The sequence below is a fragment of the Shewanella mesophila genome, assembly GCF_019457515.1.
Taxonomy (GTDB): Bacteria; Pseudomonadota; Gammaproteobacteria; order Enterobacterales; family Shewanellaceae; genus Shewanella; species Shewanella mesophila.
Map to the genome: position 1 here is coordinate 838114 of NZ_CP080421.1, position 22777 is coordinate 860890.

Annotated in this window: 22 protein-coding genes; 10 read left to right on the plus strand and 12 right to left on the minus strand. The window is 46.1% G+C overall.

Features of this window, described 5'->3' with window-relative positions; translation table 11 throughout:
* The first annotated feature begins 1 nt into the window (after position 1).
* Entirely contained in the window at positions 2 to 1798 is a 1797-nt protein-coding gene (locus K0I73_RS03760; RefSeq protein WP_220063201.1) for a flavocytochrome c, read from the plus strand.
* 251 nt (positions 1799 to 2049) lie between these two features.
* On the opposite strand, the gene K0I73_RS03765 is transcribed toward K0I73_RS03760, so the two are convergent.
* Positions 2050 to 3207: a membrane dipeptidase gene (locus K0I73_RS03765; protein WP_220063202.1), complete on the minus strand. Its 1158-nt coding sequence runs from the start codon at positions 3205 to 3207 to the stop codon at positions 2050 to 2052.
* A 294-nt stretch (positions 3208 to 3501) separates the two neighbouring features.
* Positions 3502 to 4173 (minus strand): type 1 glutamine amidotransferase domain-containing protein, encoded by a 672-nt coding sequence (locus K0I73_RS03770; protein ID WP_220063203.1) that lies wholly within the window; start codon positions 4171 to 4173, stop codon positions 3502 to 3504.
* Between the two features lie 196 nt (positions 4174 to 4369).
* Between K0I73_RS03770 and K0I73_RS03775 the strand changes: the two genes are divergently transcribed.
* The gene (locus K0I73_RS03775; protein WP_220063204.1) at positions 4370 to 5257 is read left to right on the plus strand and encodes a LysR family transcriptional regulator; all 888 of its coding nucleotides are present in this window, start codon (positions 4370 to 4372) and stop codon (positions 5255 to 5257) included.
* 12 nt (positions 5258 to 5269) lie between these two features.
* Here K0I73_RS03775 and K0I73_RS03780 read toward each other — a convergent pair whose 3' ends face one another.
* Positions 5270 to 5845 carry a TetR/AcrR family transcriptional regulator gene (locus K0I73_RS03780; protein WP_220063205.1) on the minus strand — a complete coding sequence of 192 codons (576 nt, stop codon included), beginning with the start codon at positions 5843 to 5845 and terminating at the stop codon, positions 5270 to 5272.
* Positions 5846 to 5923: 78 nt separating this feature from the next.
* Positions 5924 to 7348, minus strand: a complete 1425-nt coding sequence (locus K0I73_RS03785; protein WP_220063206.1) for a coniferyl aldehyde dehydrogenase — start codon at positions 7346 to 7348, stop codon at positions 5924 to 5926.
* 343 nt (positions 7349 to 7691) lie between these two features.
* On the opposite strand from K0I73_RS03785, the gene K0I73_RS03790 reads away from it, so the two are divergent.
* The 3 genes from K0I73_RS03790 to K0I73_RS03800 all read left to right on the plus strand — a co-directional run bounded on the left by K0I73_RS03790 (position 7692) and on the right by K0I73_RS03800 (position 9159).
* Positions 7692 to 8069, plus strand: coding sequence for a SpoIIAA family protein (locus tag K0I73_RS03790; protein WP_220063207.1), 378 nt, complete (start codon positions 7692 to 7694; stop codon positions 8067 to 8069).
* A 135-nt stretch (positions 8070 to 8204) separates the two neighbouring features.
* Positions 8205 to 8636, plus strand: a complete 432-nt coding sequence (locus K0I73_RS03795; RefSeq protein ID WP_220063208.1) for a universal stress protein — start codon at positions 8205 to 8207, stop codon at positions 8634 to 8636.
* Between the two features lie 79 nt (positions 8637 to 8715).
* Entirely contained in the window at positions 8716 to 9159 is a 444-nt protein-coding gene (locus tag K0I73_RS03800; protein WP_220063209.1) for a universal stress protein, read from the plus strand.
* 51 nt (positions 9160 to 9210) lie between these two features.
* On the opposite strand, the gene K0I73_RS03805 is transcribed toward K0I73_RS03800, so the two are convergent.
* A complete protein-coding gene (locus tag K0I73_RS03805; protein ID WP_220063210.1) occupies positions 9211 to 9801 on the minus strand; it encodes a TetR/AcrR family transcriptional regulator in 591 nt (196 codons plus the stop codon).
* Between the two features lie 156 nt (positions 9802 to 9957).
* Here K0I73_RS03805 and K0I73_RS03810 point away from each other — a divergent pair, with 156 nt between their 5' ends.
* Positions 9958 to 10998, plus strand: a complete 1041-nt coding sequence (locus tag K0I73_RS03810) for an alkene reductase (RefSeq protein WP_220063211.1) — start codon at positions 9958 to 9960, stop codon at positions 10996 to 10998.
* 129 nt (positions 10999 to 11127) lie between these two features.
* Here the strand turns inward: K0I73_RS03810 and K0I73_RS03815 are convergent, their stop codons facing one another.
* Both K0I73_RS03815 and K0I73_RS03820 read right to left on the minus strand, forming a co-directional pair.
* A complete protein-coding gene (locus K0I73_RS03815) occupies positions 11128 to 12237 on the minus strand; it encodes a PepSY-associated TM helix domain-containing protein (protein WP_220063212.1) in 1110 nt (369 codons plus the stop codon).
* Between the two features lie 161 nt (positions 12238 to 12398).
* Complete coding sequence (locus K0I73_RS03820; RefSeq protein WP_258405336.1) at positions 12399 to 14498, minus strand: TonB-dependent siderophore receptor; 2100 nt, start codon at positions 14496 to 14498, stop codon at positions 12399 to 12401.
* A gap of 348 nt (positions 14499 to 14846) precedes the next feature.
* Here K0I73_RS03820 and K0I73_RS03825 point away from each other — a divergent pair, with 348 nt between their 5' ends.
* On the plus strand, positions 14847 to 15821 hold the full coding sequence (locus tag K0I73_RS03825; RefSeq protein ID WP_258405285.1) for a zinc metalloprotease: 975 nt from the start codon (positions 14847 to 14849) through the stop codon (positions 15819 to 15821).
* A 56-nt stretch (positions 15822 to 15877) separates the two neighbouring features.
* Positions 15878 to 16336 carry a hypothetical protein gene (locus K0I73_RS03830; RefSeq protein ID WP_220063213.1) on the plus strand — a complete coding sequence of 153 codons (459 nt, stop codon included), beginning with the start codon at positions 15878 to 15880 and terminating at the stop codon, positions 16334 to 16336.
* Positions 16337 to 16395: 59 nt separating this feature from the next.
* Here the strand turns inward: K0I73_RS03830 and K0I73_RS03835 are convergent, their stop codons facing one another.
* The 4 genes from K0I73_RS03835 to K0I73_RS03850 all read right to left on the minus strand — a co-directional run bounded on the left by K0I73_RS03835 (position 16396) and on the right by K0I73_RS03850 (position 19960).
* Positions 16396 to 17154: a sulfite exporter TauE/SafE family protein gene (locus K0I73_RS03835; protein ID WP_220063214.1), complete on the minus strand. Its 759-nt coding sequence runs from the start codon at positions 17152 to 17154 to the stop codon at positions 16396 to 16398.
* A gap of 87 nt (positions 17155 to 17241) precedes the next feature.
* On the minus strand, positions 17242 to 17796 hold the full coding sequence (locus tag K0I73_RS03840; RefSeq protein WP_220063215.1) for a DUF924 family protein: 555 nt from the start codon (positions 17794 to 17796) through the stop codon (positions 17242 to 17244).
* Positions 17797 to 17805: 9 nt separating this feature from the next.
* On the minus strand, positions 17806 to 19320 hold the full coding sequence (locus tag K0I73_RS03845; protein ID WP_350355291.1) for a PH domain-containing protein: 1515 nt from the start codon (positions 19318 to 19320) through the stop codon (positions 17806 to 17808).
* Positions 19304 to 19960 carry a PH domain-containing protein gene (locus K0I73_RS03850; RefSeq protein ID WP_220063216.1) on the minus strand — a complete coding sequence of 219 codons (657 nt, stop codon included), beginning with the start codon at positions 19958 to 19960 and terminating at the stop codon, positions 19304 to 19306. Before K0I73_RS03850 ends, K0I73_RS03845 begins: the two co-directional genes overlap by 17 nt.
* Before the next feature lie 184 nt (positions 19961 to 20144).
* On the opposite strand from K0I73_RS03850, the gene K0I73_RS03855 reads away from it, so the two are divergent.
* Positions 20145 to 20435, plus strand: coding sequence for a winged helix-turn-helix domain-containing protein (locus tag K0I73_RS03855; protein ID WP_220063217.1), 291 nt, complete (start codon positions 20145 to 20147; stop codon positions 20433 to 20435).
* Between the two features lie 280 nt (positions 20436 to 20715).
* On the plus strand, positions 20716 to 22122 hold the full coding sequence (locus K0I73_RS03860; protein WP_258405286.1) for an NAD(P)/FAD-dependent oxidoreductase: 1407 nt from the start codon (positions 20716 to 20718) through the stop codon (positions 22120 to 22122).
* 100 nt (positions 22123 to 22222) lie between these two features.
* Here the strand turns inward: K0I73_RS03860 and K0I73_RS03865 are convergent, their stop codons facing one another.
* On the minus strand, positions 22223 to 22546 hold the full coding sequence (locus K0I73_RS03865) for a DUF2956 domain-containing protein (protein ID WP_220063218.1): 324 nt from the start codon (positions 22544 to 22546) through the stop codon (positions 22223 to 22225).
* Between the last annotated feature and the right edge of the window lie 231 nt (positions 22547 to 22777).

The following is a 22777-nucleotide window of genomic DNA, read 5'->3' on the forward strand; positions in this document are numbered from 1 at the left end:
AATGAAAAAGATGAAACTTGCAGTCTGTCTTGCCACATTAATGGGCACAGCCGGTCTAGTGGGCAATGCGGTTGCGGCTGATAACTTAGCCGAATTCCACGCTCAAAACCAAGAGTGTGATAGTTGCCATACACCAGACGGTGAACTATCTAATGACAGCCTAACCTATGAAAATGCACAATGTGTTTCTTGTCACGGCACACTAGCTGAGGTGGCTGAAACCACTAAGCATGAACATTACAATGCTCATGACTCTCATTTCCCTGGCGATGTAGCATGTACCTCATGTCACAGCGCTCACGAAAAATCTATGGTGTATTGCGACTCTTGCCATAGCTTCGATTTCAATATGCCTTATGCTAAAAAGTGGGAACGTAACGAGCCTACTATCGCTGAATTAGCAAAAGACAAATCAGAACGTCAAGCGGCTCTTGCTAGCGCACCGCATGATACCGTTGATGTTGTGGTTGTCGGTTCTGGCGGCGCAGGTTTCTCTGCTGCTGTTTCAGCTCACGATAATGGCGCTAAAGTCATTCTTATCGAGAAAGAACCCGTTATCGGTGGTAACGCTAAGTTAGCCGCTGGTGGTATGAACGCGGCTTGGACCGATCAGCAAAAAGCCAAAGACATTACCGATAGTCCAGAGTTAATGTACAAAGACACCATGAAAGGTGGCCGTAACATTAACGATCCTGCCTTAGTTGAAATTTTAAGCTCACACTCTAAAGGTTCTGTTGATTGGATGACAGGAATGGGTGCTGATTTGAATGATGTAGGCCGTATGGGTGGTGCATCCGTTAACCGTTCACACCGTCCAACCGGTGGTGCTGGTGTTGGTGCTCATGTTGTTCAAGTGCTTTACGATAATGCGGTTAAACGCAATATCGATTTACGCATGAACACTCGCGGTATCGAAATTCTTAAAGACGATAGCGGTAAAGTTAAAGGTATCCTAGTTAAGGGTATGTATAAGGGTTACTACTGGGTTAAAGCCGATGCGGTTATTCTTGCTACTGGTGGTTTCGCTAAGAACAATGATCGCGTCGCTAAGCTTGATCCTAAGCTAAAAGGTTTCATCTCTACTAACCAACCTGGTGCGGTAGGTGATGGTATCGATGTGGCTGAAAATGCTGGCGCAGCGATGAAAGACATCGAATATATCCAAGCTCACCCAACACTATCAGTTAAAGGTGGCGTAATGGTGACCGAAGCGGTACGTGGTAACGGTGCAATTTTAGTTAACCGTGAAGGTAAGCGTTTCGTTAACGAAATCACTACACGTGACAAAGCTTCTGCGGCCATCCTTAATCAAACTGGTAAGTCAGCCTTCTTGATTTTCGATGATTCAGTACGTAAGTCACTGAAGAAAATTGATAAGTACATTGGCTTGGGCGTAGCACCAACCGCCGATAGCTTAGTTAAACTAGGTGACATGAAAGGTGTTGGAATTGACGGTAAAGCCTTGACGGAAACCGTTGCACGTTACAACAGCTTTGTGACTAGCGGTAAAGATGCTGATTTCGAGCGTCCAAACCTACCTCGTGCACTCAACGAAGGTAACTACTACGCTATCGAAGTGACTCCTGGTGTTCACCACACTATGGGTGGCGTAATGATCGATACTAAAGCTGAAGTCATGAATGCTAAGAAACAGGTTATCCCTGGTCTATATGGCGCTGGTGAAGTTACTGGTGGTGTTCACGGTGCTAACCGCTTAGGTGGTAACGCTATCTCTGACATCATCACTTTCGGTCGTCTAGCGGGTGAAGAAGCCGCGAAATACTCTAAGAAGAACTAATCTTCTTATCAACCTAACTCATAGGTTATTGACATAGCTTATTAATATAGTTTGTCGACATAGTTTAGTAAGACCCAAAGGTGGCTAGGAAGCCACCGCTAAAAAACCACAGTATTGCACTGTGGTTTTTTTTGTTTTGTGCCGGGGAGGTTTTTGGTGACCTCTTTGCTTGGAAAGTGTATTTGAAGGCTATCTATCACCTGCAGCAAGTAACTGATGCACCATGAGGTTATGGCTTGAAACTAACCCAATTACCCTAAAACCTGGGTCAACACGCGTTGCCAGTTACCGCCCATGATCTTATTGCGATCGCTGCTACTAAAACCGGCGCTCGATAAGGCACTGTCGATATGCTCCATGCGATCGATATTGTTAAGTTCTGGGATCACCACGTGTTCGGGCTCAATATCAAAGCCTAATACGCCGCGAGCGCGCAGGCTATGCCACCACTCGATGTACTCTTTCACTCCCTCGGCATTGTTGTTACCCAGCTTAATCAGGTTTTTATGGCCGCGAAGGGGGTAGTCATTAGCGATAGCAACGGCGTCGATACCACCGATGTTGGCCACATGTTTAAGGTGCGCTAAATAATGCTCAGCGGTTGGCACTCTATCGTTTGTCAGCCAGAAGGTCATCATAAACACGCCAAACAGGCCACCCGTGTCGGCAATGGCTTTAATCACCTCATCGGGTGAGCAGCGAGCATGATTAACGATAGCGCGCACGGCGCCATGGCTTTGCACTATGGGGACTCGGCTTGCCTTTGCGGTATCGAGCGCCGATTGTGGGCTAGAGTGACTGACATCGATTAGCATCTTACTGTGATTGAGCTTGTCGATTAACTGATGACCCGCGGCAGTTAAGGGTAAATTGAGCCCCTGTTTACCATCGTTATCTAATGCGCCACCGCTAAATTTATTGCCATAGTGATGAGTCAGTTGCAATACTCGTAGGCCACGCTGATAAAACTCATCAACTTGATTAAGATCGCTGTCGATACTCTCTTCGACACAATCGGCGCCTTGGATCTGAAATATCACCGCTGTGCGTCCAGTGTCGTGGGCGAGCGAAATATCGCTGGTGCTTTTGCCGAGCAGGAGCTTATCAGGGTTGGCGTTAACCCGTGTTAATGCATCGCTAATACTTTTAACGCAGGCATTGTAAGTGCGCTTATAATTGGTGGTGCCGTCGGCCTGTTCAATGGCTTCGATGGCTGAGATATCACACAAGTAGGCATCGAGTTTCGAGGCGCTAAGATCGGCTAAATCATCGGGAAGAAAAGAGAGACCATCGATATAGAGCGGCTTAGCCATTGGCTGTGCAAATGCGTTGAGTGGCACGAACTGGCTAACTATGCCTGCTGTGGCTAATGCTTTGATAAGATTACGTCTGCTGACTTCGATTGCCATCTAGCTGTCCTTTGGACCCTCGCTTTCCCTTGGGTCATTGTTTTAGTGCTATTGAGTGAGTCAGTGATATTAACATCAACAATGTGGTTAAGGTAAGATAGCGGCACGGCGCTGCGGAATGAAGCAACTAGTTTTAATCAGAGCAGTTTAAGGCTGCGAAAATGCCAAATAGAAACGCCAAGTAAGATAACTCACTTGGCGTTTGCTGATATCGTATTTTATCGCTATCGCTGAAGGTGTGTCCGTAGCCAGTAGCCCGCAACTCATAGCCCTTTGCTGTTAGCTATGTATTGCTTATGCTAGGTGCTTAACGATAGCTCTACCTACTGCTCCAGCACTTGCCGGATTTTGACCTGTGATCACTCGGTCGTCTTCGATAACAAACTCATTCCAAGGTTGCACCTTGTTATAACGTGCCGCAGTGCGTGTTAATGCCTCTTCGAGCAAGAAAGGAATTTTATCGATAGTGGCATAATCCACTTCCTCTTCACGGGTAAAGCCAGTAACCGACTTGTCGGCAATCAGCTTTTGACCATTGCTCAAGGTGATAGGCAGTAAACCTGCAGGGCCGTGACAAACCGCGCCAATCACGCCGCCTTTCTCGTAGTGAGATGCACTCAATTTAGCGACGCTCTCATCTTCTGCTAAATCTGACAGTAGACCAAATCCACCTGGATAGAAGATCGCCGCGTAATCGTCGATATTGATCTGTGATGCTGGGATGGTGTTGTTGACTCGCGTTTGGAAAGATTCGTCAGCCAAGATTGCAGCATTGACGGCATCATCTTCAAGATCGGTACCGTAAAGCGGCGCCTTACCGCCCTTGATTGACACGAGATCATATTCAAGGCCTGCATCAAGCATCTCATGCAGTGCATGTGTCAGCTCAGGTGCAAAGGTGCCATTGGCTTCATCTGTGGTGCCTAGGGTTGCATGGTTCGTCAATAGGATAAGTACTTTTTTCATCGTTAGATAACTCGTTTGCTGAAAGTGGAGCTATTGTAATTGTTGCAGAGTGTTATGATAATCGGTTTGATTTGCAAATTACTCTTGTTATATGGCAATAATGTTCAAGCGACAACTGGAGCGATTTTAGGCTGTGTTGCTGTGGAGTGTGTTTTGACCTCGATTGTGGGATGAGCTTTGAGGAGAGTTAAGCGTTATGGATAGCTTTGAAGGTATTGTTGAGTTTATTGCCGTGGCTGAGTCCAATGGTTTTTCGGCGGCGGCTCGGCAATTGGGGAGTTCGACCAGTCATGTGAGCCGCCAGATCTCACGCTTAGAGACTCGGCTGGGTTGTGCGCTGTTTGCACGAACCACCCGTAGGGTCAATTTGACTCAGGCTGGGCAGAGTTATTACCAACAGTGTAAAAATCTGCTGGTGGGATTAAAGCAAGCCAACGAAGAGGTGAGTCAGCAACAGCTCAAGCTTAATGGCACATTAAGGGTCAGTGCCGCTGGAGCATTTGCCGAGCAATATATCGCGCCTGTGTTGATCAAGTTTGCCGTAGAGCATCCAGAGTTAACCATAGATATGGACTTTAATAGTCGCATGGTTAATTTTGTCGAAGATGGTATCGACTTTGCTATTCGTTTTGGCGCGCTAAAAGACTCAGGTTTGGTAGCGCGTAAATTGGCGAGTCGGGATATGATGGCGGTGGCTAGCCCTGAATATTTAGCTGAGCACGGTGCGCCGAAAATGCCTAACGATCTTAAGCGCCACAGCTGCATTATTTCTAATAATGATCACTGGTTGTTTCATCATCCAGATACTGAGGCTGAGCTTAATATAAAAGTGGAGGGACGTTGGCGCAGCAATAATGTACCCGCCGTTATCGCTGCTGCCGAGCAAGGGTTAGGCATAGCCTATCTGCCCAAGAGTAGCTTTGTCACCTCTGTTCAAAAAGGCAGCTTAACGCCAGTATTAAGACCATATTGGACGAGTGGATTAACCAGCTGGATTGTTTATCAAAATCGACGTTTTCTCCCCATGAGAGCCAGAATGGCTATCGACTATTTAGTTGCGCACTTCCAAGATTGGCAAGAGTAAGCTTGCCACATATCAAGTTGCCGCCATTCCATTCCAAAAAAGCTTGAAGCTGGCTTCTCTATGTTCATCGAGTTGCCAGTGTTGTGGGTGGTCGATGAAGTAACGTGTCGCCGCCAGATATTGGCCGTGGCAATTGTCTTGCATTAACCCAATAGGATAATCGGCTATCAGCCCCTGTTGCTGACCAGCTGCTATTAATGTGGTGATAAAGCCCAAAATGGTATTCATCGCTTGGAAGCGAATCGATGGATCTATGGTGGGTGACATAGAGTAGAGCTGGAAAAACTCCTGCTTAAGTGGATTGGCAATGGCCCAGCTAAGAGCGCAGAACCACAGATTCCTAGCGTTGGTTTTTAGATCGGTCGATTGGTTAGCGCTACCGACGATAGCATCGGCAAATTCCTGTTTAATCGATAAAAAAAGATAGTCTAATAGCGCATCTTTGGATGCAAAATGATGAAACAGCGTGCCCGTTGCCACGCCAGCTTGGCGCGCGATGGCTGCGGTGGTTGTGGTATGGAATCCCTGGGCAACAAATAGCGCTAATGCGGTATCTAGGATGGCTTGTTTCTTATCGGTAATGCTCATATTTGTCTCTATTTTAGCGCACCATTTATGGTGATAAATGGCGCTTCGTGTAACTCAAGCCGCGTTAATAAAAAGGCGTTAGCGTAAAAACAGCTTCATCAGCAGTTTCTGTATTGGATTACCATAGGGCGGATGCACTAGCTTTCCGGTGTTGAGTTTGCCTCGGCTCAAAATGGTTTTTGCATGGCTCATGGTTAGGAAACCCTCTTTACCATGATAGTGGCCCATTCCCGAGGGGCCTATGCCACCAAATGGCGCATCATCGGCGGCAACATGAAATACCGTTTCATTGATACAAACGCCACCTGAATGGGTGTGAGACAAGATATATTGCTGAGCCGCCGCATCAAAACTCATGATATAGAGCGCCAGCGGGCGAGGTCGATCATTAACATAATCGATAGCGTCATCTAAGGTGTCATATTCGATAATGGGCAGCAGTGGACCAAAGATCTCATCTTGCATCAAAATCATCTCATCACTGACCTGAGTGATCAGTTGGGTCGGGATTTTTCGCTGATCATTATCGATTGCTTCACCGTTGGCTGAGGTGATCTGCGCGCCTTTGGCTTTGGCATCGTCAATTACCGTCATGAGCCTATCAAATTGGCGTGCATTGATGATGGCGCCGTAGTCCTCATTCTTGCTAATGGAGCCATACATAGCATTGAACTTAGTTTGAAAAGCGAGTTGAAAGCCTTCGACTTTTCCCTTGGGGACTAACACATAATCGGGTGCTACACAGATCTGTCCAGCGTTTAAACACTTACCATAGATCATGCGCTCTACGGCTTCATTAAGCGGCATATCTGGCGCGACAATTACAGGTGATTTACCGCCAAGCTCTAAGGTGACAGGAGTAAGATTTGCGGCAGCGGCGCGCATCACATGACGACCAACACTCGTTGAACCAGTAAATAGTAGGTGGTCGAAAGGCAATGACGAGAAAGCGGCGGCAACCTCAGCTTCGCCTTCGACAACGGCAACAAGTGTTTCATCAAATAGACTGCTAAGTAGTTGCTTTAATACGGCGTTAGTCTGGGGAGTAAATTCTGAAAGCTTCAACATGGCGCGGTTACCCGCTGCCAGCGCCGTAATGAGTGGGCCAATTGACAGCATCACAGGAAAGTTCCACGGCACGATAATACCTACGACGCCTACGGGTTGATATTGAACCGTGATTTTAGCTGGGGCGAGTAAGATGCCAGCATGACGACGGCTAGGTTTCATCCAGGTTTTAAGGTGCTTGAGGGTGTAATTGATATTGTTGATACAGGGCATGATGTCGGAGATACGGCTGTCATCTTTCGATCTATGACCATAGTCCTGACTCAATGCCGTGATGATCGCTTCTTGGTGTGCTAGCAACGCCGTTTTTAGCGCTTGGAGTTGTCTTTTACGCTCATCTAATGTCGGGGCTGGTTGCTGTCGATAGCTGGCTTTTTGTTTGGCCAATGTCTGTTGCAGTTGCTCATTTGGGTTAAGTTCAAGTGGCATGTTCATTAAGCCTTTCCTTATTCAATAGATGGCAAACTTTAGCCAAGATAGTCTGGTTGTTCTGTTAGCACGGGATGAGGCTGTTTGGTCATCGTGAATTAGCCACATATGCAACCCTTGCAAGGTGCTTTGTGCTGATCTTGATAAATAACAAAACTCTTCAAAACAGGTTGATTGAAACACCAGACCGACTAATCAGTCGGTTTGATGTTAGCGAGTTTATAGCCTAAGGTCAATTATTGAACTACCCAGCCACAAAGTGTGATATCGATCACAAAAAATAGATGCCATAAAACTACACTTAAAGAGGTAACAGAGCGTCTTTATTCATGAACAACAGGAGGTTGATATGAGCGAAGTAATTCATGGTATCTCTATCGGTATCGAGCGTAATGGAGAGCACTTTTATCTAGGCCTTAAGGCGGTGGGAAGTTTGTCTCACGATGATTACCGACGTATGACTCCAGTACTCGAATCCGCTCTTAGTGGTATTGAAGATCCCGAGATTTATGCGTTAGCTGATATCACCGAACTCAAAGGTATCTCTTTGCATGCCGCTTGGGATGACCTAAAGCTGGGTTTAAGGCATGGTAAAGAGTTTAAGAAGGTGGCAATTGTAGGTAAAGGTGATTTGCAACAGTGGATGGCTCGGGTGGTTAATTGGTTTACACCAGGAGAGTTCAAGTTTTTTGAAGATAAGGAGAAAGCGCTCGATTGGCTAAGCTAATTTAATTTTAATGTTAGCTCAGGTTTTTGTGGCTAATAATTTGTTTTAATAAATAAAATTTTAGCCATAAACCTTGTCAACGAGGTGTCATTATCCAGTGATAGTGTATCCGCTATTAATGCTAAGGAGTTTACTATGAGAGCAGGTCCCATTTTATGTCCGACAGATTTTTCAGAAACGGCATCACATGCCCTTGCTTATGCCATTGAGATGGCGAACCTGTATCAGGTTGGATTTCGCTTGTTGCATGTGGTTGAGCAGCCGCTGGGTGATGAGAATTTTCAAATCCTAGCGATCACTCCCGATGAATTAGCTAAGTCGATGGAAGATGCCGCAGCGCAAAAGATGAAGTCGCTACTGGCCAAACTCGATAGCAAGTTAGCCGTTGATACCATGATACGCCGTGGTGAAGCAGTGACTGAAATCTTAGCCGAAGCCGAAGAGAGCCATGTCGGTATGATAGTGATTGCCAGCCATGGTCGCACTGGGGTATCACATTTTTTACATACCAATGTGGCCGAGTCTGTGGCAAACAAGGCTAAATGTCCGGTGTTGGTTGTTAAGTAGCCATTACCTCTACCGTTTATCGACCTGAAAATCCTTCATCATCATAATGATGTGGTGAAGGAAGATGAGGAGAAGGGAGATGCGTACACGTCAAATATTATGCCCGACAGACTTTTCTGAAACGGCATCCCATGCATTAGGCTACGCCGTAGAGATGGCTTCCCTTTACGGGGTTGATTTACGGATTATTCATGTGGTGAGCGAGCCCTATGGTGCCCATAACTATGGCATTATCGTCGAGAGTGATGAGGAACTTGAACAGCACCTACATGCCTATGCTAATGGTAAATTGGATAAGATAGTTCAAGATACTCAAGCGAGTATGCCTGCAGGATTAAAAGTAATTGGTCAAGTAAGGACTGGCGGTGTGTTAGGTCAGGTGATCTTAGATGCCGAAGAAAACGATGTGGGTATGATAGTGATTGCCAGTCACGGCCATACCGGGCTTTCGCATCTGCTTAATCCTAGCGTCGCCGAAGAGTTGGCCAATAAGGCCAAATGCCCTGTGATGGTGGTGAAATAAATAGGCTCTCTAGCCTGCGCTAGAGGTTAGCGGTAGAACTTTTGTCGACCTCTAGCTAAAGCGTAAACAGGTATCTTGATAGAGCTGCTCAGCCAGATCGTTTAGTACTTCTGGCTCGGGGTGGCTTTGGGCAAAAGTACGTAAACCATAGATCCCCATAACAAAGTAACGCGCCAGATGCAGACTACTCTTAGGCGGGGTAAGTTGGCCGTTCTCTATTGCAGCTTGAAAGTTAACCGCCAAGGCTTGATGCCAGCTTTGTAAATACCGATTGATAATGTTGCGCACGTCATCATCTTGTTCTGCGAGTTCGTTTAATGCCTTAGTCAGAAGACAGGCCTTAGCGGTATCACAGCTCAAACACTCTTGGACTATGTTGTCGAGATACGCTTTTAACTGCTTGGTAAAGTTGGTGCCGTTATTGAAAAACAGGGCAAACTCTTCATTACGATCACTGACATATTGTTCCAAAGCGGCCAGTAGTAATCCGCGTTTATTATCAAAGGCGCAGTAGATAGAGCCAGGGTGTAAACCTGTGGCTTTGGTCAGATCTTGCATACTGGTTTTAGCATAGCCTTTTGCCATAAAGGCGGTCATGGCTTGCCGTAACACTTGCTCTCGGTCAAATTCGGCGTTTCGCATCTTCTAATCTATTTTCAACATAATATGGCCTAGTGTAATCATTTTTGAATGTTTGTTCAAAAAAGTTCTTGAATGCGCATTCAAGTCAGTTTATCTTGAATGTATATTCAAGAAAGGCGTTTTATTAAAGCAAGTTTTATCAAAGAGAGTTTTATCATGACAGCTAACCTGTTTACTCCCGTTAAACTGAACGACAGTATTACATTAGACAATAGAATTTTGATGGCGCCGCTCACGCGCTGCATGGCAGATGATGAGCTTGTGCCGACTCAGACAATGGCTGATTATTACGGTCGCCGCGCAGCTGCAGGACTGATCATTTCTGAAGCCGTAATTATTCGCCCCGATGGTCAGGGTTACCCGAATACGCCGGGTCTGTTTACACCAGCACAGATCGATGGCTGGCGCTTGGTCACGAGCGCGGTGCACAGTAACGGCGGCAAGATCTTTGCTCAACTCTGGCATACCGGCCGTGTGGCTCATTCCCATTTCTTTGGTGGACAGATTATTGCGCCTTCGGCGATTGCCATTGAAGGCAGTGTGCCAAGACAGCGTGAATTAACCTATGAGACACCCAAAGCGGTGACCCATGAAGATATTGAGCAGTTGATTAGCGACTATTCGCAAGCGGCAGCCAATGCGATAGATGCGGGCTTTGATGGGGTAGAGATCCACGGCGCTAACGCTTACCTTATCGATCAGTTCCTGCATCATGATAGTAATCGTCGCACCGATGAATATGGCGAAACCCCAGAAAATATGGCGCGCTTCCCATTGGCGGTTGTCGATGCTATTTGTGAGCGCATTGGCAATGAGCGCACAGCGCTGCGCGTATCACCTGGTGCCTATGTCAATATGAAAGGTGATAGTCGCGATCGTCAGGTATTTGATTATTTCCTTGCACAGTTAGAGAAGCGGGATCTGGCATTTTTACACATTGGTATCTTCGATGATGCCATGGAGTTCGACTATTTAGAGGGTAGTGCATCAAGCTATGCTCGTAAGCACTACAGTAAGACGCTAGTGGGCGTTGGAAGTTATACGGCGCAAACTGGAGCTGAAGCAATTGAGGGCGGGAAGTTTGATCTGTTAGCGATTGGTCGCCCATTTATCGCGAATCCTGACTATGTTGAGCGAGTGCGTGATAATCAGCCTTTGATTGAGTATTCAGATGAGATGTTAGCTAGCCTAGTTTAATTCATTCTAGTTTCATTTAATCTGCAACAGGGTATCCCTCGTTATTGATGCTAAGCCAGCAATTCACTGCTAAGTGATTGCTGGCTGTTAATTGGTGAGCCTCATTGTCGCTGTCTCAGCTAGAATAGCCTAAATGGGACTCAGCGTTTGTCGAGTTTGCCTCGCCTGGCGTCGGTTACCCCGTCGCTGCCAATAGAGGTAAAGTCCTGTTAACGATAACCATAGCGGACTCAAGCCCAAGACAGCCCATAGCACGCGGGTAGTCAGTCCGCCAAAATAGCCAAAGTGCAGTTTACGAAAACTATCTAGAAAAACCCTGAGCCCGCTGGCCTCGCGAATATCACTCTTCGATAGCAGTTTACCGTTGGTTTTATCAAAACTAACCACACTCGCGTACTCGCTATTAAAGGGATTTGAGCTATCGACTTCACCGTAGAAGGTGATGTCACGTTTGGGCTCATGTGGCATAGCCAGATAACCCGCTTTAAAGCTCTCTATCTCCTTGGTGCTCTGCAAACGAAGTGATTCAAAAGCGATATCTGGGCTGTAAAGCGGCGCACTGATGTAAATATGCTCTTCATCAGCATGTTCGTTGACTTCGTGAATAATGCCGGCAATATTCCAATAGCCCCCCGTAAAGGCGACTAGTATTAGTACCGGAGAGCTGCTTATGCCGATCATCTTATGTAGATCGCTATAGAAGATTCGTTTGGCGGCAGTAAAGCGTAGGGTAAAAAATTTCGCCCAAAAGCGGCGATAGAGAATGATGCCGCTGATCCCAAGAAACAACATGATTAATGCGACAATAAAGCCAACCGTAGCCCCTTTTACATGCAGCAGAAAAGAGTAGTGCAGTTCGAGTAACCAGTCGGTGAGGTAATGGGTTGTCGATTGCGGCGTCGACAATAACTTATTTTGATATTGGTCGATGTAGACTTTGGACCACTCATCTGTGCCACGTTTTATCAAGTAACTCGCATCGGAACGACTTTTATCATCAAACAGCTCCCAACCGCCAAGTTCATAGCCAGGATTATTGTAAAGTACCGTCTGCATCAGTCTGTCTAAGCTGATCCGTGGGGAATCAGGTTTGGCATCGACTAACATATGTTGGGGGCGGAGCCAGCTATCTATCTCCACTTTAAAGACCAAAATGCTGCCTGTTATTGAGATAATCATTACAGGGATCAGGGTGATTAAGGCACTAAGGGAGTGCCATTTAAATAGTTTTTTTCTCATCGCGACTATTAACCTCTTATTCCTAATTGCTGGCGGCCTAGCAATGTTGGAGAAATAAAATGCAATAAACCGTCATGCAGTCGATCTCCATGACGGTTATTGTTACTATTTGAATTAATTCACATTTTAATTAGCATTAGATTTGGCACAGTTGAAAATGGCTACATTTTCCAACTGACAGTGGCGCTATAGTTTGCTGGGGCGCCGTAGAATCCCTGTGCCCAATAGAGGCTATTGATGTATTTCTCGTCGGTGACGTTGTTGGCATTAACGCTTAATTCCAAGTGGTCATTAAACTGATAACGTGCCATTAAGTCGACGATGGCATAGGCGTCTTGGCGAGTAATGATCTTTGCGCCTGCGTTGGCAAAATCTTTGCCTACAGTGCCTTGTTTGCGATAGATATCATCTTGCCAGCGCATATTCATGCCCACAGATAGTCCCTCTATTACTGCGACATCATAGGTTGCTGCAAATTTTAATAGTTTGCTTGGGGTGTAGGCGGCTACGCTCTCATTACCCTCGATGTCAAAATCGGTGAAGCCTAGGCTAAGGTTTAAACCATCGAACAGTTCTCCAGCGACTTCAAATTCATAACCCTTGCTGTTGATCCCATCGGCGCCTATGTAACGTTGCTGAGTCGGAGGAAGTTCAGAGGTGCTAGGATCGGGCACAGCCAAGTTGACTTGCTGAATGTCGAAGTAGGCGATACTGGCGAGTAGGCGGCCGTCGAACAGTTCGCTCTTAAAGCCAACCTCCTTACTTTCACCTGTGACGGGCGCTAAGTTTTGCTCGTTGATATCGAGCTCAGTTTGCGACTTAAAGGTCTCGGTATAGCTGGCATAAGCGACAAGTTCGGGAATAAATCGATAGACCATACCGAGATAAGGAATAAACTCACTGTCTTTGGCATCTTGTGTTTTACCGTAGGCTAAGCCTTCTGCTTGCCATTTGTTAAAACGCCCGCCTGCGATCAGATGAAAGCCATCGAATAGATTAAAGCGACCCGTAATATAGGCTGCCTGTTGTTTGGCGCTGACATCGCTACCACTGGGTTTATCGGTAAATGTTGGCTTAGGTGTATTGCCATCCCAGGTATTGAGATCGGGTATTGGTGGGAAGCCATTACCTGTGGTGTAATCGTAGAGAGAACGGTCGGTATAGTTAACCTCGGCGTAGTTAACCCCAGTTACTAGTTGATGTTCTCGGCCGAATAGCTCGAAATCACCGCTGATATAAACATCGGCAAGATCATGTTTCTCATCTAAGTCATATTCGCTGCCATAGCCAGTTAGGCCAAGTTCAGTGGTTTTATCTGGGGTGCCATAAATATAGAACAGTTCGGTATCTTCATCTGTGGTTCTATGTGAATAGGTACCACGTAACCGCCAATTATCGTTAAAGTAATGACTCAGTTCGACGACGGTGTTTTGCTTAATCACTTTCCAATTTGACCAATCTGCAGAGGTGTTCGTCGAGCGATCATAATTGGTTGCGCTGCCGTCGGTGTAGAAAAGAGGCAGTGCTCCCCAGTTATTGCCCTTGGCATCATTGTCGGTATAACTGTGGCTAACCGAGATGCTGGTGTCGTCACTGAGGTTGGCTTCAATAAAGGCATATAGCACGGTTTTATCGGTTTCGTAGCGATCTAAATAGGAATCTTTAGTCTGCTTTACGGCAACGATTCGCGTGGCAAAGGTGTCATTAAGGCGGGCGCTACCATCGGCTTCTAGCCTAGTGTTATTCCAACTCCCATAGCTTGCGCTTAGGTTGAGTTGATTATCTGCTGTGGGTCGCTTACGAATAAAGTTCACCGTAGCGGAAGGATTGCCCACGCCTGTCATTAGGCCGTTAGCACCGCGAATCACTTCGACGCGATCATAAATGGCCGTGTCTTCGTCGGCATGATTATTACCATTAGTGAGCGGTAAGCCCACGCCATCAATTTGAAAATTGGTAACATCAAAACCGCGGGCGGTGTAATAGGTTCGGTCTGTTTCAATGCGTTCGACATTAATCCCTGTTGCACTGTCTAATGCGGTATTAATATCGTTAAGCTGAAAATCCCTTAGCTGAGCATCGGTGATCACAGATACCGATTGTGGAATGTCGCTAATAGCGAGATCGAGCCGTGATGCGCCGCTGACCGAGTGGGCGTTATACCCTTGTATGTATCGACCCGTCACTTCAATTTTTTCGATATCATCTTTTGTCGAAGTTTTATCAGTCGGTTCATGAGTATCGGTTTGGGCATAAGTCATTGGCGCAGCAATACTTAATGCACAGAGTACGGCAAGACTCGTCGGTTTCAGTTTCATCATTTGTTTCATCATCTCAAGGCGGAAAAATAAACTGGGCAAATAGTCATAATGCTGATGTTTGCCTAGCGTTAATTTAACAAATGATACCTAGATATCGGTAAAACCTAAATGTTAATCATTATCATTTACACTTGTTCGATTTGTAAAGAACCTCATCGATAAATGGCGCTGACCTCTGGTCTGCTGTGTTTGCCGATGACGGCAAGTTTGCTGCGTTTTTCTATACTAAAGTTATCACTTGTTAGAAAGGTATTTTGGCTTGTGCCGATATGCCGAGGAAGAAAGCTTATGAGCACCTTAAAAGTTGTGATGGTTTTTGTGCTTACCATGATTATGCCTCAATGGGCGTTGGCTGCTGATCCTGAATCACAGCCTCGCTCCATGTCCCCAGCATTTGATGTAGCTAATGGCAATGCGGCATTTTTACGTTGCGGTACCCGAACGCCTAGTGATTTAGAAGTTAAAATGCTTAATGACTATGTCAATGCGATGAAGAAGCCTGCTGGTGTGGGTAACGGTAATGGCAATGGTAATGGCGGCGGAGATGGTGGTGGCACTTCGACGGCATATACTCCTATAGGTAAGGTTATCCCTGTTTATTTTCACGTTATCACTGCCGATGATGGCTCTGGGGATGTGAGTTCTTTAATCGGCGATCAATTAAATGTACTGCAACTTGCTTTCTCCGGTGCCGACGGCAGTGGTGGCTTTGATACCAAATTTACCTTTGAGCATAAAGGTACCACGCTCAGTGCTAATGATGCTTGGTACACTGCAGGCCCTGGTACTTTAGCCGAGAGTGAGATGAAACAAGTATTGCGTCGTGGCGGTGCTGAGACCTTAAATATTTATGTTAATAACATGGGCGGAGGCCTATTAGGTTGGGCTACGTTCCCAACGGACTATGCTCGATATCCTGTGAATGATGGCGTGGTTGTACTGAATCAATCTCTGCCAGGAGGCACTGCAGCCCCCTATAACGAAGGCGATACCGCTACTCATGAAGTGGGTCATTGGCTAGGGCTTTATCATACCTTCCAAGGTGGATGCCAAGGTGGCGGCGACTTGGTCAGTGATACGCCTGCTGAACGATCTGCTGCTTATGGATGCCCAATTGGTCGTAATAGTTGTAAACGGAATGCCGGAGATGATCCTGTAGAAAACTTTATGGATTATACCGATGACAGCTGCATGTTTGAGTTTACTTCTGGGCAATCTGAGCGTGCAGATATCTTAAGTGGAACCTATCGTTGGCCTAATTAATCATAGCCTGCGGTGCCGATATCCAGAAGACTCAATATGATACTTAAGATGTGAAGGTGAAGATTCAAGGCGTTATAGATAAGATTAAAGCAGTGGGCATACGCTCTACAGCATTTGGCCTAGGGATATGTTCCCTAGGCTTTTATTTGTTTTTCGGATTAGGTGACTCATTTACATATGCGCTAGCAGATGAGCGGCTTCGTCCACCGCAGTCGATAACATGTTCCCCCAATCAACTGACTTCATGGCAAGGCGTGCTCGTTAATTATCGGCGCGACGATAGAATTCTCTCTACGTTAATCAACACTTTTGATGGAACCCAAGAGTCGTTAATTATTACCTATCAGTTAGAAGACTTCCTCATTGATGGTCAGCCTTTTAGCGTCGATGATTGGGTTAAAATCGAAAGCGCTAAAGGGGTAGTTAGACCTCAAGTCTCGGTACGAGTATGGCTATGTCACAAGGGGGACAAAATGCAGGGGGCTGTGATTGATTGGCAGTCTCCTAAACATTAGCGGCATACCCTAGGCTAAAAATAGCCTTAACTCAGTTGGCCACAACCTTTTGCTTATGGTTAGCTCATCATGGCAGCTACGCTACCGCACAAGGTCATGATAAATAGGAACCATTTTAAGGTGCTTGGGCTCACTTTTATGGCAAGTTTTACCGCGATATGCGCGCCAACCATAGTGCCAGCAGCTAATATCAATCCAGGAAGCCAAAGAATAAGATCTTCTGCAATGAAAATAACCAACGATGCCAAGGTAAACATCAAGGTGCATAGTACCTTTAAGGCATTTGCTCTGACCAAGTCGTAACGTAAACTTCCCGCCAAAGCAGCAAGCAACACAAAGCCAACGCCAGCCTGGACGAAGCCGCCATAAATACCAGCAATCGTTAGCCAAATCCATGAACTTGGGGTTTGGCTGACTTTGTTTACTGGTGTTCCCAGTGCAGGGGAGATCATGGCGGGTTTGACTAAAATAATTAGCGCCATTATTAACATGGTGCCGAGCAGTAACGGCTTGATAATCCCCGCTGGTGCGTATGCCGCAGCGCCCGCACCTATAAATCCACCAAGGATGGTTGGCACTAAAATAGGGCCTTTATCATGGGTATCGAGTTTGCCGTGCTTTCTAAAGCCTATTAGCGCAGTGATTGATTGGACGGTAACACCGACGCGGTTGGTGGCATTAGCAACTTCTGCAGGCATTCCCATCACCATTAATGCCGGCAGGGTCAAGTTAGAACCGCCGCCTGCGAGCGTGTTAATGATGCCTGCCAAGAAGCCTGTCGCAAGCAGTAGTAGTGCATGGGTAACTGTAACATCCATCTTTAATCACCTAGTTTGAGCCTAGCTCTTATTGTAAGAAAATCAGTTGTTAGTATTTGGGGGGTGGTTCTATCTTTTGCCACTGAGTTAAAAGCTCGAACCTGGTTGCTCTAAGAACATGAGCTCTTCCGCTGTAGATTGTCGTCCTAAGATCGGGTTTCGATGAGGATAGCGACCAAATTTGTCGATAATGGCCTTGTGTCTACGTTCAAACTCTAAGTTGGTTGCTGCGGCCTCGCGGCTAAATAGCACCATAGCGACCTCGTGAATAGCGCTCGATTCACTGTGCATATAAGGCATATAAAGAAAGGGCACCTGTTTGGGTTTAAGTTCATTATCTATGCCTAACGCCACCGCTTCTTGAGCTAGCGTGAGTGCCATGGGATCGGCTGCAAAAGCCGCTGGTGTATCGCGATAGATATTGCGGCTGAATTGATCCAGGATGATGATCTCCGCCAATCGTCCAGCAGGGCTGGTGCGCCAATGATATAGCTCGCCTTGTTTTGCCTGTTCTAACAAATTACCGAAACGCAGTTTGATTATTTCATCAAAATTGAGATCCTTCTCGAACCAAGATTTTGGTTCAACCTCCTCGAACCAGAAATGGATAATATCATCGGGTGTAAAGGCTATTCTGTGCATAGTGACTCCTTATATCCAATTGGTGTGATCCTGCTTGGTTAAGCTTAATGCGGTTTCCGCGATCAACCTAGCATCTGCAAGGGGGAAGTAGGGGATTTTCTGTTCGCCACACGCTAAGCCAATATAGAGGCTGGCTAACCGGTTCTGCTTCTGCCCTTTGGTTTGGCTTATGCGTACATGCTGTACTTTTTTTAGGGGGATCAACTGCCAGCTTTGGCCTAACACACCAGTATGGATCCATAGAGCATCTCCCTGTAACAGATAACCCCATTGGCGATATCTGAGGTATAGCCCTGCTACAAATATTGTCGAGCCAAGCCAAAGTAACTCGGTGAAAGGGTTAAGGCCTAAAATCAATGAGTGAACCAAGGGGATAAGGATTGGCAAAAGGGCACGTCGCCAAAACCAACCCAAATGGATGCCGTTATAATGGGTTGGCATTGCGGTAGCACTGCTACTGATGCCCTTGAGTTTTGGCAATGTTTGGGTAATTTGCAGCCTAGTCATACTGGGGATTAGCATATGGCGTTTAGCCACTTGCTCGACTTCTGTACCTTGAACTTGTTTAAAATTAACCGTCCACAGCTTAATGATTCGTCCAATAACGGGTTGGTCAAAGCTGATCAATTGTACCCTTGCTAGGGCTAAGGCATCTTGTTGTTTTGCCAGTAATCCGCCAGTTCTATGTAAGGTTTTATGTCGCTGGCTTAGTTGGTAGGGGTGATATTTTAATACGGCCGAAGCGATAGATATCAGTGATAACAATAGATAGAGGCTCACCAGCGCTAGCACGCTAAATATCAGCTCATTAAGTAGGCTGGAGGCTATGTGGTGTTGATACCAATTTAGAGTCGCAGTTGCAAGTTGGCTACCGGCTATCTGGCTCCAATCCAGTTGCCCAAGTATCGAACCCGAAATAATCGATAGCCAAAACAGGTTGTTCTGATACAGGCCAAAAATAACCAATTCTTTAAGGCTTTTTCTTACCACAACCCCATGGATAGTGGGTGTGCTTGCCTGAGTTAGCGCTTGCTCATTGGTGGCGCTTGTTGTTGCAGAATGTTGAAATAACAACTTCTTTAGCTGCATGGCTTGGCGATAGTTGACTGCAGATAACACGGCTTCATCTTTCTTCGAACCCGCGGTTTCTACTACTAAACTAAATAACCCTAGGGGGCGAAAATAGAGTGGCTGTTCGAGGCGAACATTTTGGATCTTGTTCAGCGGTATTTCATGGGCGTTTTTGAATATTATTCCCTGCTTAATACCGAGCTTTGCATCGACTAGCCGATAGCGGTATTGGGTCCACTGCGCCGTGGCAAAGGTAAATATGGCTAGGATAACGCCGACGATAGCGATAATGACCCAAGGGGAGCTAACCCCCTGTTGCCAGCCCGTATATACGATAGGGATCATAGCGTACCCATTATTAATCATGGTCTTAAGCGCTTGTAGACTAAAGCTGATGATGGACCAAGGGGATAGGCTTGCCCAACTGGAAAAACGCTTACTCATCATCATCATTTCCTGCCACTGGATGAGATGGCACTGCTTGAGATGGACGTTGTGGGGATTGCGTCGGTAGTGATTCTTGCTCTGGGGGCGAGACATCTTGCTGCGCTTGACGTACGGCCGCGGCTTTGGCAAGTAAGTGCTGGCGCAAAGACTCGGCTATATCAGAGTTTAAGCCTGGCAGACTGATCTCAGCGCTACCGCTTCCCGCGCTGAAACACTTAAGAGTATGTTGTTTAAAATAGCGTTCTAATGGCCCCTGAGACAAGCTTACATGTTGTAATCGAGTGTAGGGCAGTGATATTTTTTGATGCCAAACAATCCCTTTTTGCATGACAAATTCATGCTCAAATGCGCCATAGGCAAGAGAGAGTGCGTACCGATGACGCCCATAGCTTATGATGCCAGCCAATAGCAGGGCTAAACTCACAACGGCTAACAAAATTGTCATCGGTAAGTTAATCACTATGCCCGCTATCGGCAGGACGATAAGGAAAGGGATGAACAAGGTGAGGTTTTCTATTTGCACCTGTCTAACATAGCTAGGTTCTACTGGCGTCAGTGGGATCTGGTCGAAACTAAGCCATTCTTTGGGGGATAGCTGGGTTCTTGTAAGGTCTATTTTTTGGCTAAGCGGCTTAACATCTTCCATTTGTTATCCTAGGCATTTTAGTTTTTGTTGTTAATTTAGACTATATCAGCATCTTACAGGACTTAATTAGTGATATGCACCATACAAATTTTAGTGTTAAGCATCATACAATTTTGTTAGTAACTATGGTTAGGTCTGTTATGTTACAGAGTGTTGATTTTCATTATGACTATGAGGTGTTTGAGTGAGTGATGTCGTGTCAAAACAGAAAAAGGCGTTTCTTCGAAAGCTCTATCTCGCCCATCTTATCGATAACGATCGGCATAATTTATTGTCTCTAAATAAACTCACCGGAATGCCGAGGCGCACCTTGCAAGATGCCATTGCCGCACTTGTCGATCTAGGTATCGAATGTCATTTTATTCAAGATGGTGAGCGTCATGACGCAGGTTACTATCAAATTAGTACCTGGGGGCCAATAAGCAGTAGCTGGGTTTGCACTCATATTGATGAGCTATTGAAGCTGCTTAACTAGGTTCTGTTGACCATTTTAGGAGACCATTCAAGGTTGTTTTTGCAGCGAATTGCAGGGAGTTTATATAGGGTAGAGGCTTTGCGGTGTCGTTATTCTACATAAAAATCAAAGAGCGCCGTAGAAATGATCTGCGAACGTTGCCCAAAGGGGTTGGCTAAAAACATTTTACTCTTTGTTAAGTGAATTTTACTGAGATTACTAGGCCGCAATCCACTCGCCTCGATTAACACGTTTTTGTATAGAACAAAATTTAACCAGTAAAGATCAACAGGATCTAGGCATGAAGAGTACGCTTCATCAGAGTTTATGGTTTGATACCTTAGGTGAGTCAATGGAGTGTCGCGCGCCATTGACTGCAGATATAGAGGCCGATGTGGCCATTATTGGTGCTGGTTATACAGGGCTTTGGACCGCGTACTACCTAAAACAGAAATCGCCATCCCTAAAGATTGTAGTCGTCGATGCTTCGGTTGCTGGAGAGGGCGCATCAGGCCGCAATGGTGGCTGGCTGATGGGCAGCTTTGTTGGTGACACTCATTACCTTGCAGGCCTTTCTGGCACAGGCTTTTCTCAAGCAAAACGGTTAATTCAAAGTCCCATAGATGAAGTGTCAAGGGTACTTAAACAACATCAAGTGGACTGCGATTGGGTTCATAGCGGTAATGTGCGCGTTGCCGCCCGTTATCCCGAGCAACTTCAAGCACTGCGGGCTGAAATAGCGCTATTACATCGACAAGGATTTACCGAGCAGGATTATCGCTGGTTGGAGGGCTGTGAGTTCAATCAAGCGATCAATATGCGTAAAGGTGCTGCGGCGATCTATACCCCTCACTGCGCTACCATTCATCCGCTGAAGCTGGTGCGAGGTCTTGCACGTATCGTTGAATCTCTGGGGGTCACTCTATATGAGCATAGCCCTGTAACTGCATTTGGCAGCGGCCTGGTAAAGTGTGAAACAGGGTCTATTCGCGCCGATATTATTGTGCCCGCGCTCGAAGGTTATCAAGCCGAGGTGAGTCAATTAGGGCGCTACACTCTGCCTGTTCAAAGTTTATTAATCGCCACAGAACCACTGAGCGAGAGTCTATGGCAGCAGATAGGTTTGGCGGATCGCGCCACTTTTAGCGATGCGGCTCGGCAGGTGACTTATGGTCAGCGAAGTAAAGATAACCGTTTGGTGTTTGGTGCCCGCGGCGGCTATCGTTTTGGTGGTGAGACTCAAACTCAGTTTGCGACTGGCAGTGACGCATTTGCTTGGCGAGCGAGGTTAATGGTCGATCTTTTCCCTGCACTTAAAGATATTAATATCACTCATCGCTGGGGCGGCACGCTTGCGATGGCGAGAAAGTTTGCCCCCCATGCCATCTTCGATAAGCGGAATGGTATCGCACTTGTTGGTGGTTATGGCGGCGAAGGTGTCGGGGCGTCCAACCTGTTTGCCCGAACCTTAAGCGATCTTATTCTTGAGCGTGAAACTGAGTTATCCCATATGCCTTGGGCGCATTTGAGTGAGATAAAACAAGTATTAACCCCTTGGGAACCTGAGCCATTTCGCTGGTTAACTTATCAATTGATTAATAAGATTTTTAGCTGGGAGGAGCGCCTGTGCCTGCAATCGAACCCGTCAAGCCTGCAAAAGCGTATCGCGATCCAGTTAGCCCAGCGCCTAGATAGCTTGATGCACTAATTCGATGGATTGATTGGATGGACTAAGTTCGACGAACTAACTTGATGCACTAGTTTAATGCGTTAGCTTTATGCCTTGGTTTGATGTTCTGGCTTTTGAGCTAGCGCATCAAAAGATAAGCGAAAAATCCAACCCAACTGAGTAGCAGCAGTGCCCAAGGAAGCTTGGGGGGATTTCCGTTTGAGTCGACAATTTGAACCTCATCGGTTTGCTCTGAATCGCGATTTTTGGCTTTTATTTCTTGTTTGCGGGCTTTATCTTTCTCACGCGCCTTACTCTTTTGCTGTTTTTTGTATTCGGCGATCCCTTTCTCAATACCCAGTGCAATCAGCTTGGTTTGCTCTTTAGTCTGTCCGGGCTTTTGAGTGGCTTTAGCGACTTTCATTGCTTCATTCTTGGTTTCGTTGGAGATGCTTTTATTCATGAACCTTTGCTCTTTTTGTTGTCGGGTGAATTATATCATAAAGCGTCATCATAAAGTGGCGTGGACGAGTACTGGCCTTATCATTCAAACAGGTAATCTAAATTGAGGCGAGATAAACAAATATCATTTCATGGCGATATTTTTGGTACTCTTGTGATTATTGACCTAGTAACCTTAGCCAAATATGAGCGATAACAAATCTGCCGCCCCATCTGAGCGCGCTCTATCTTC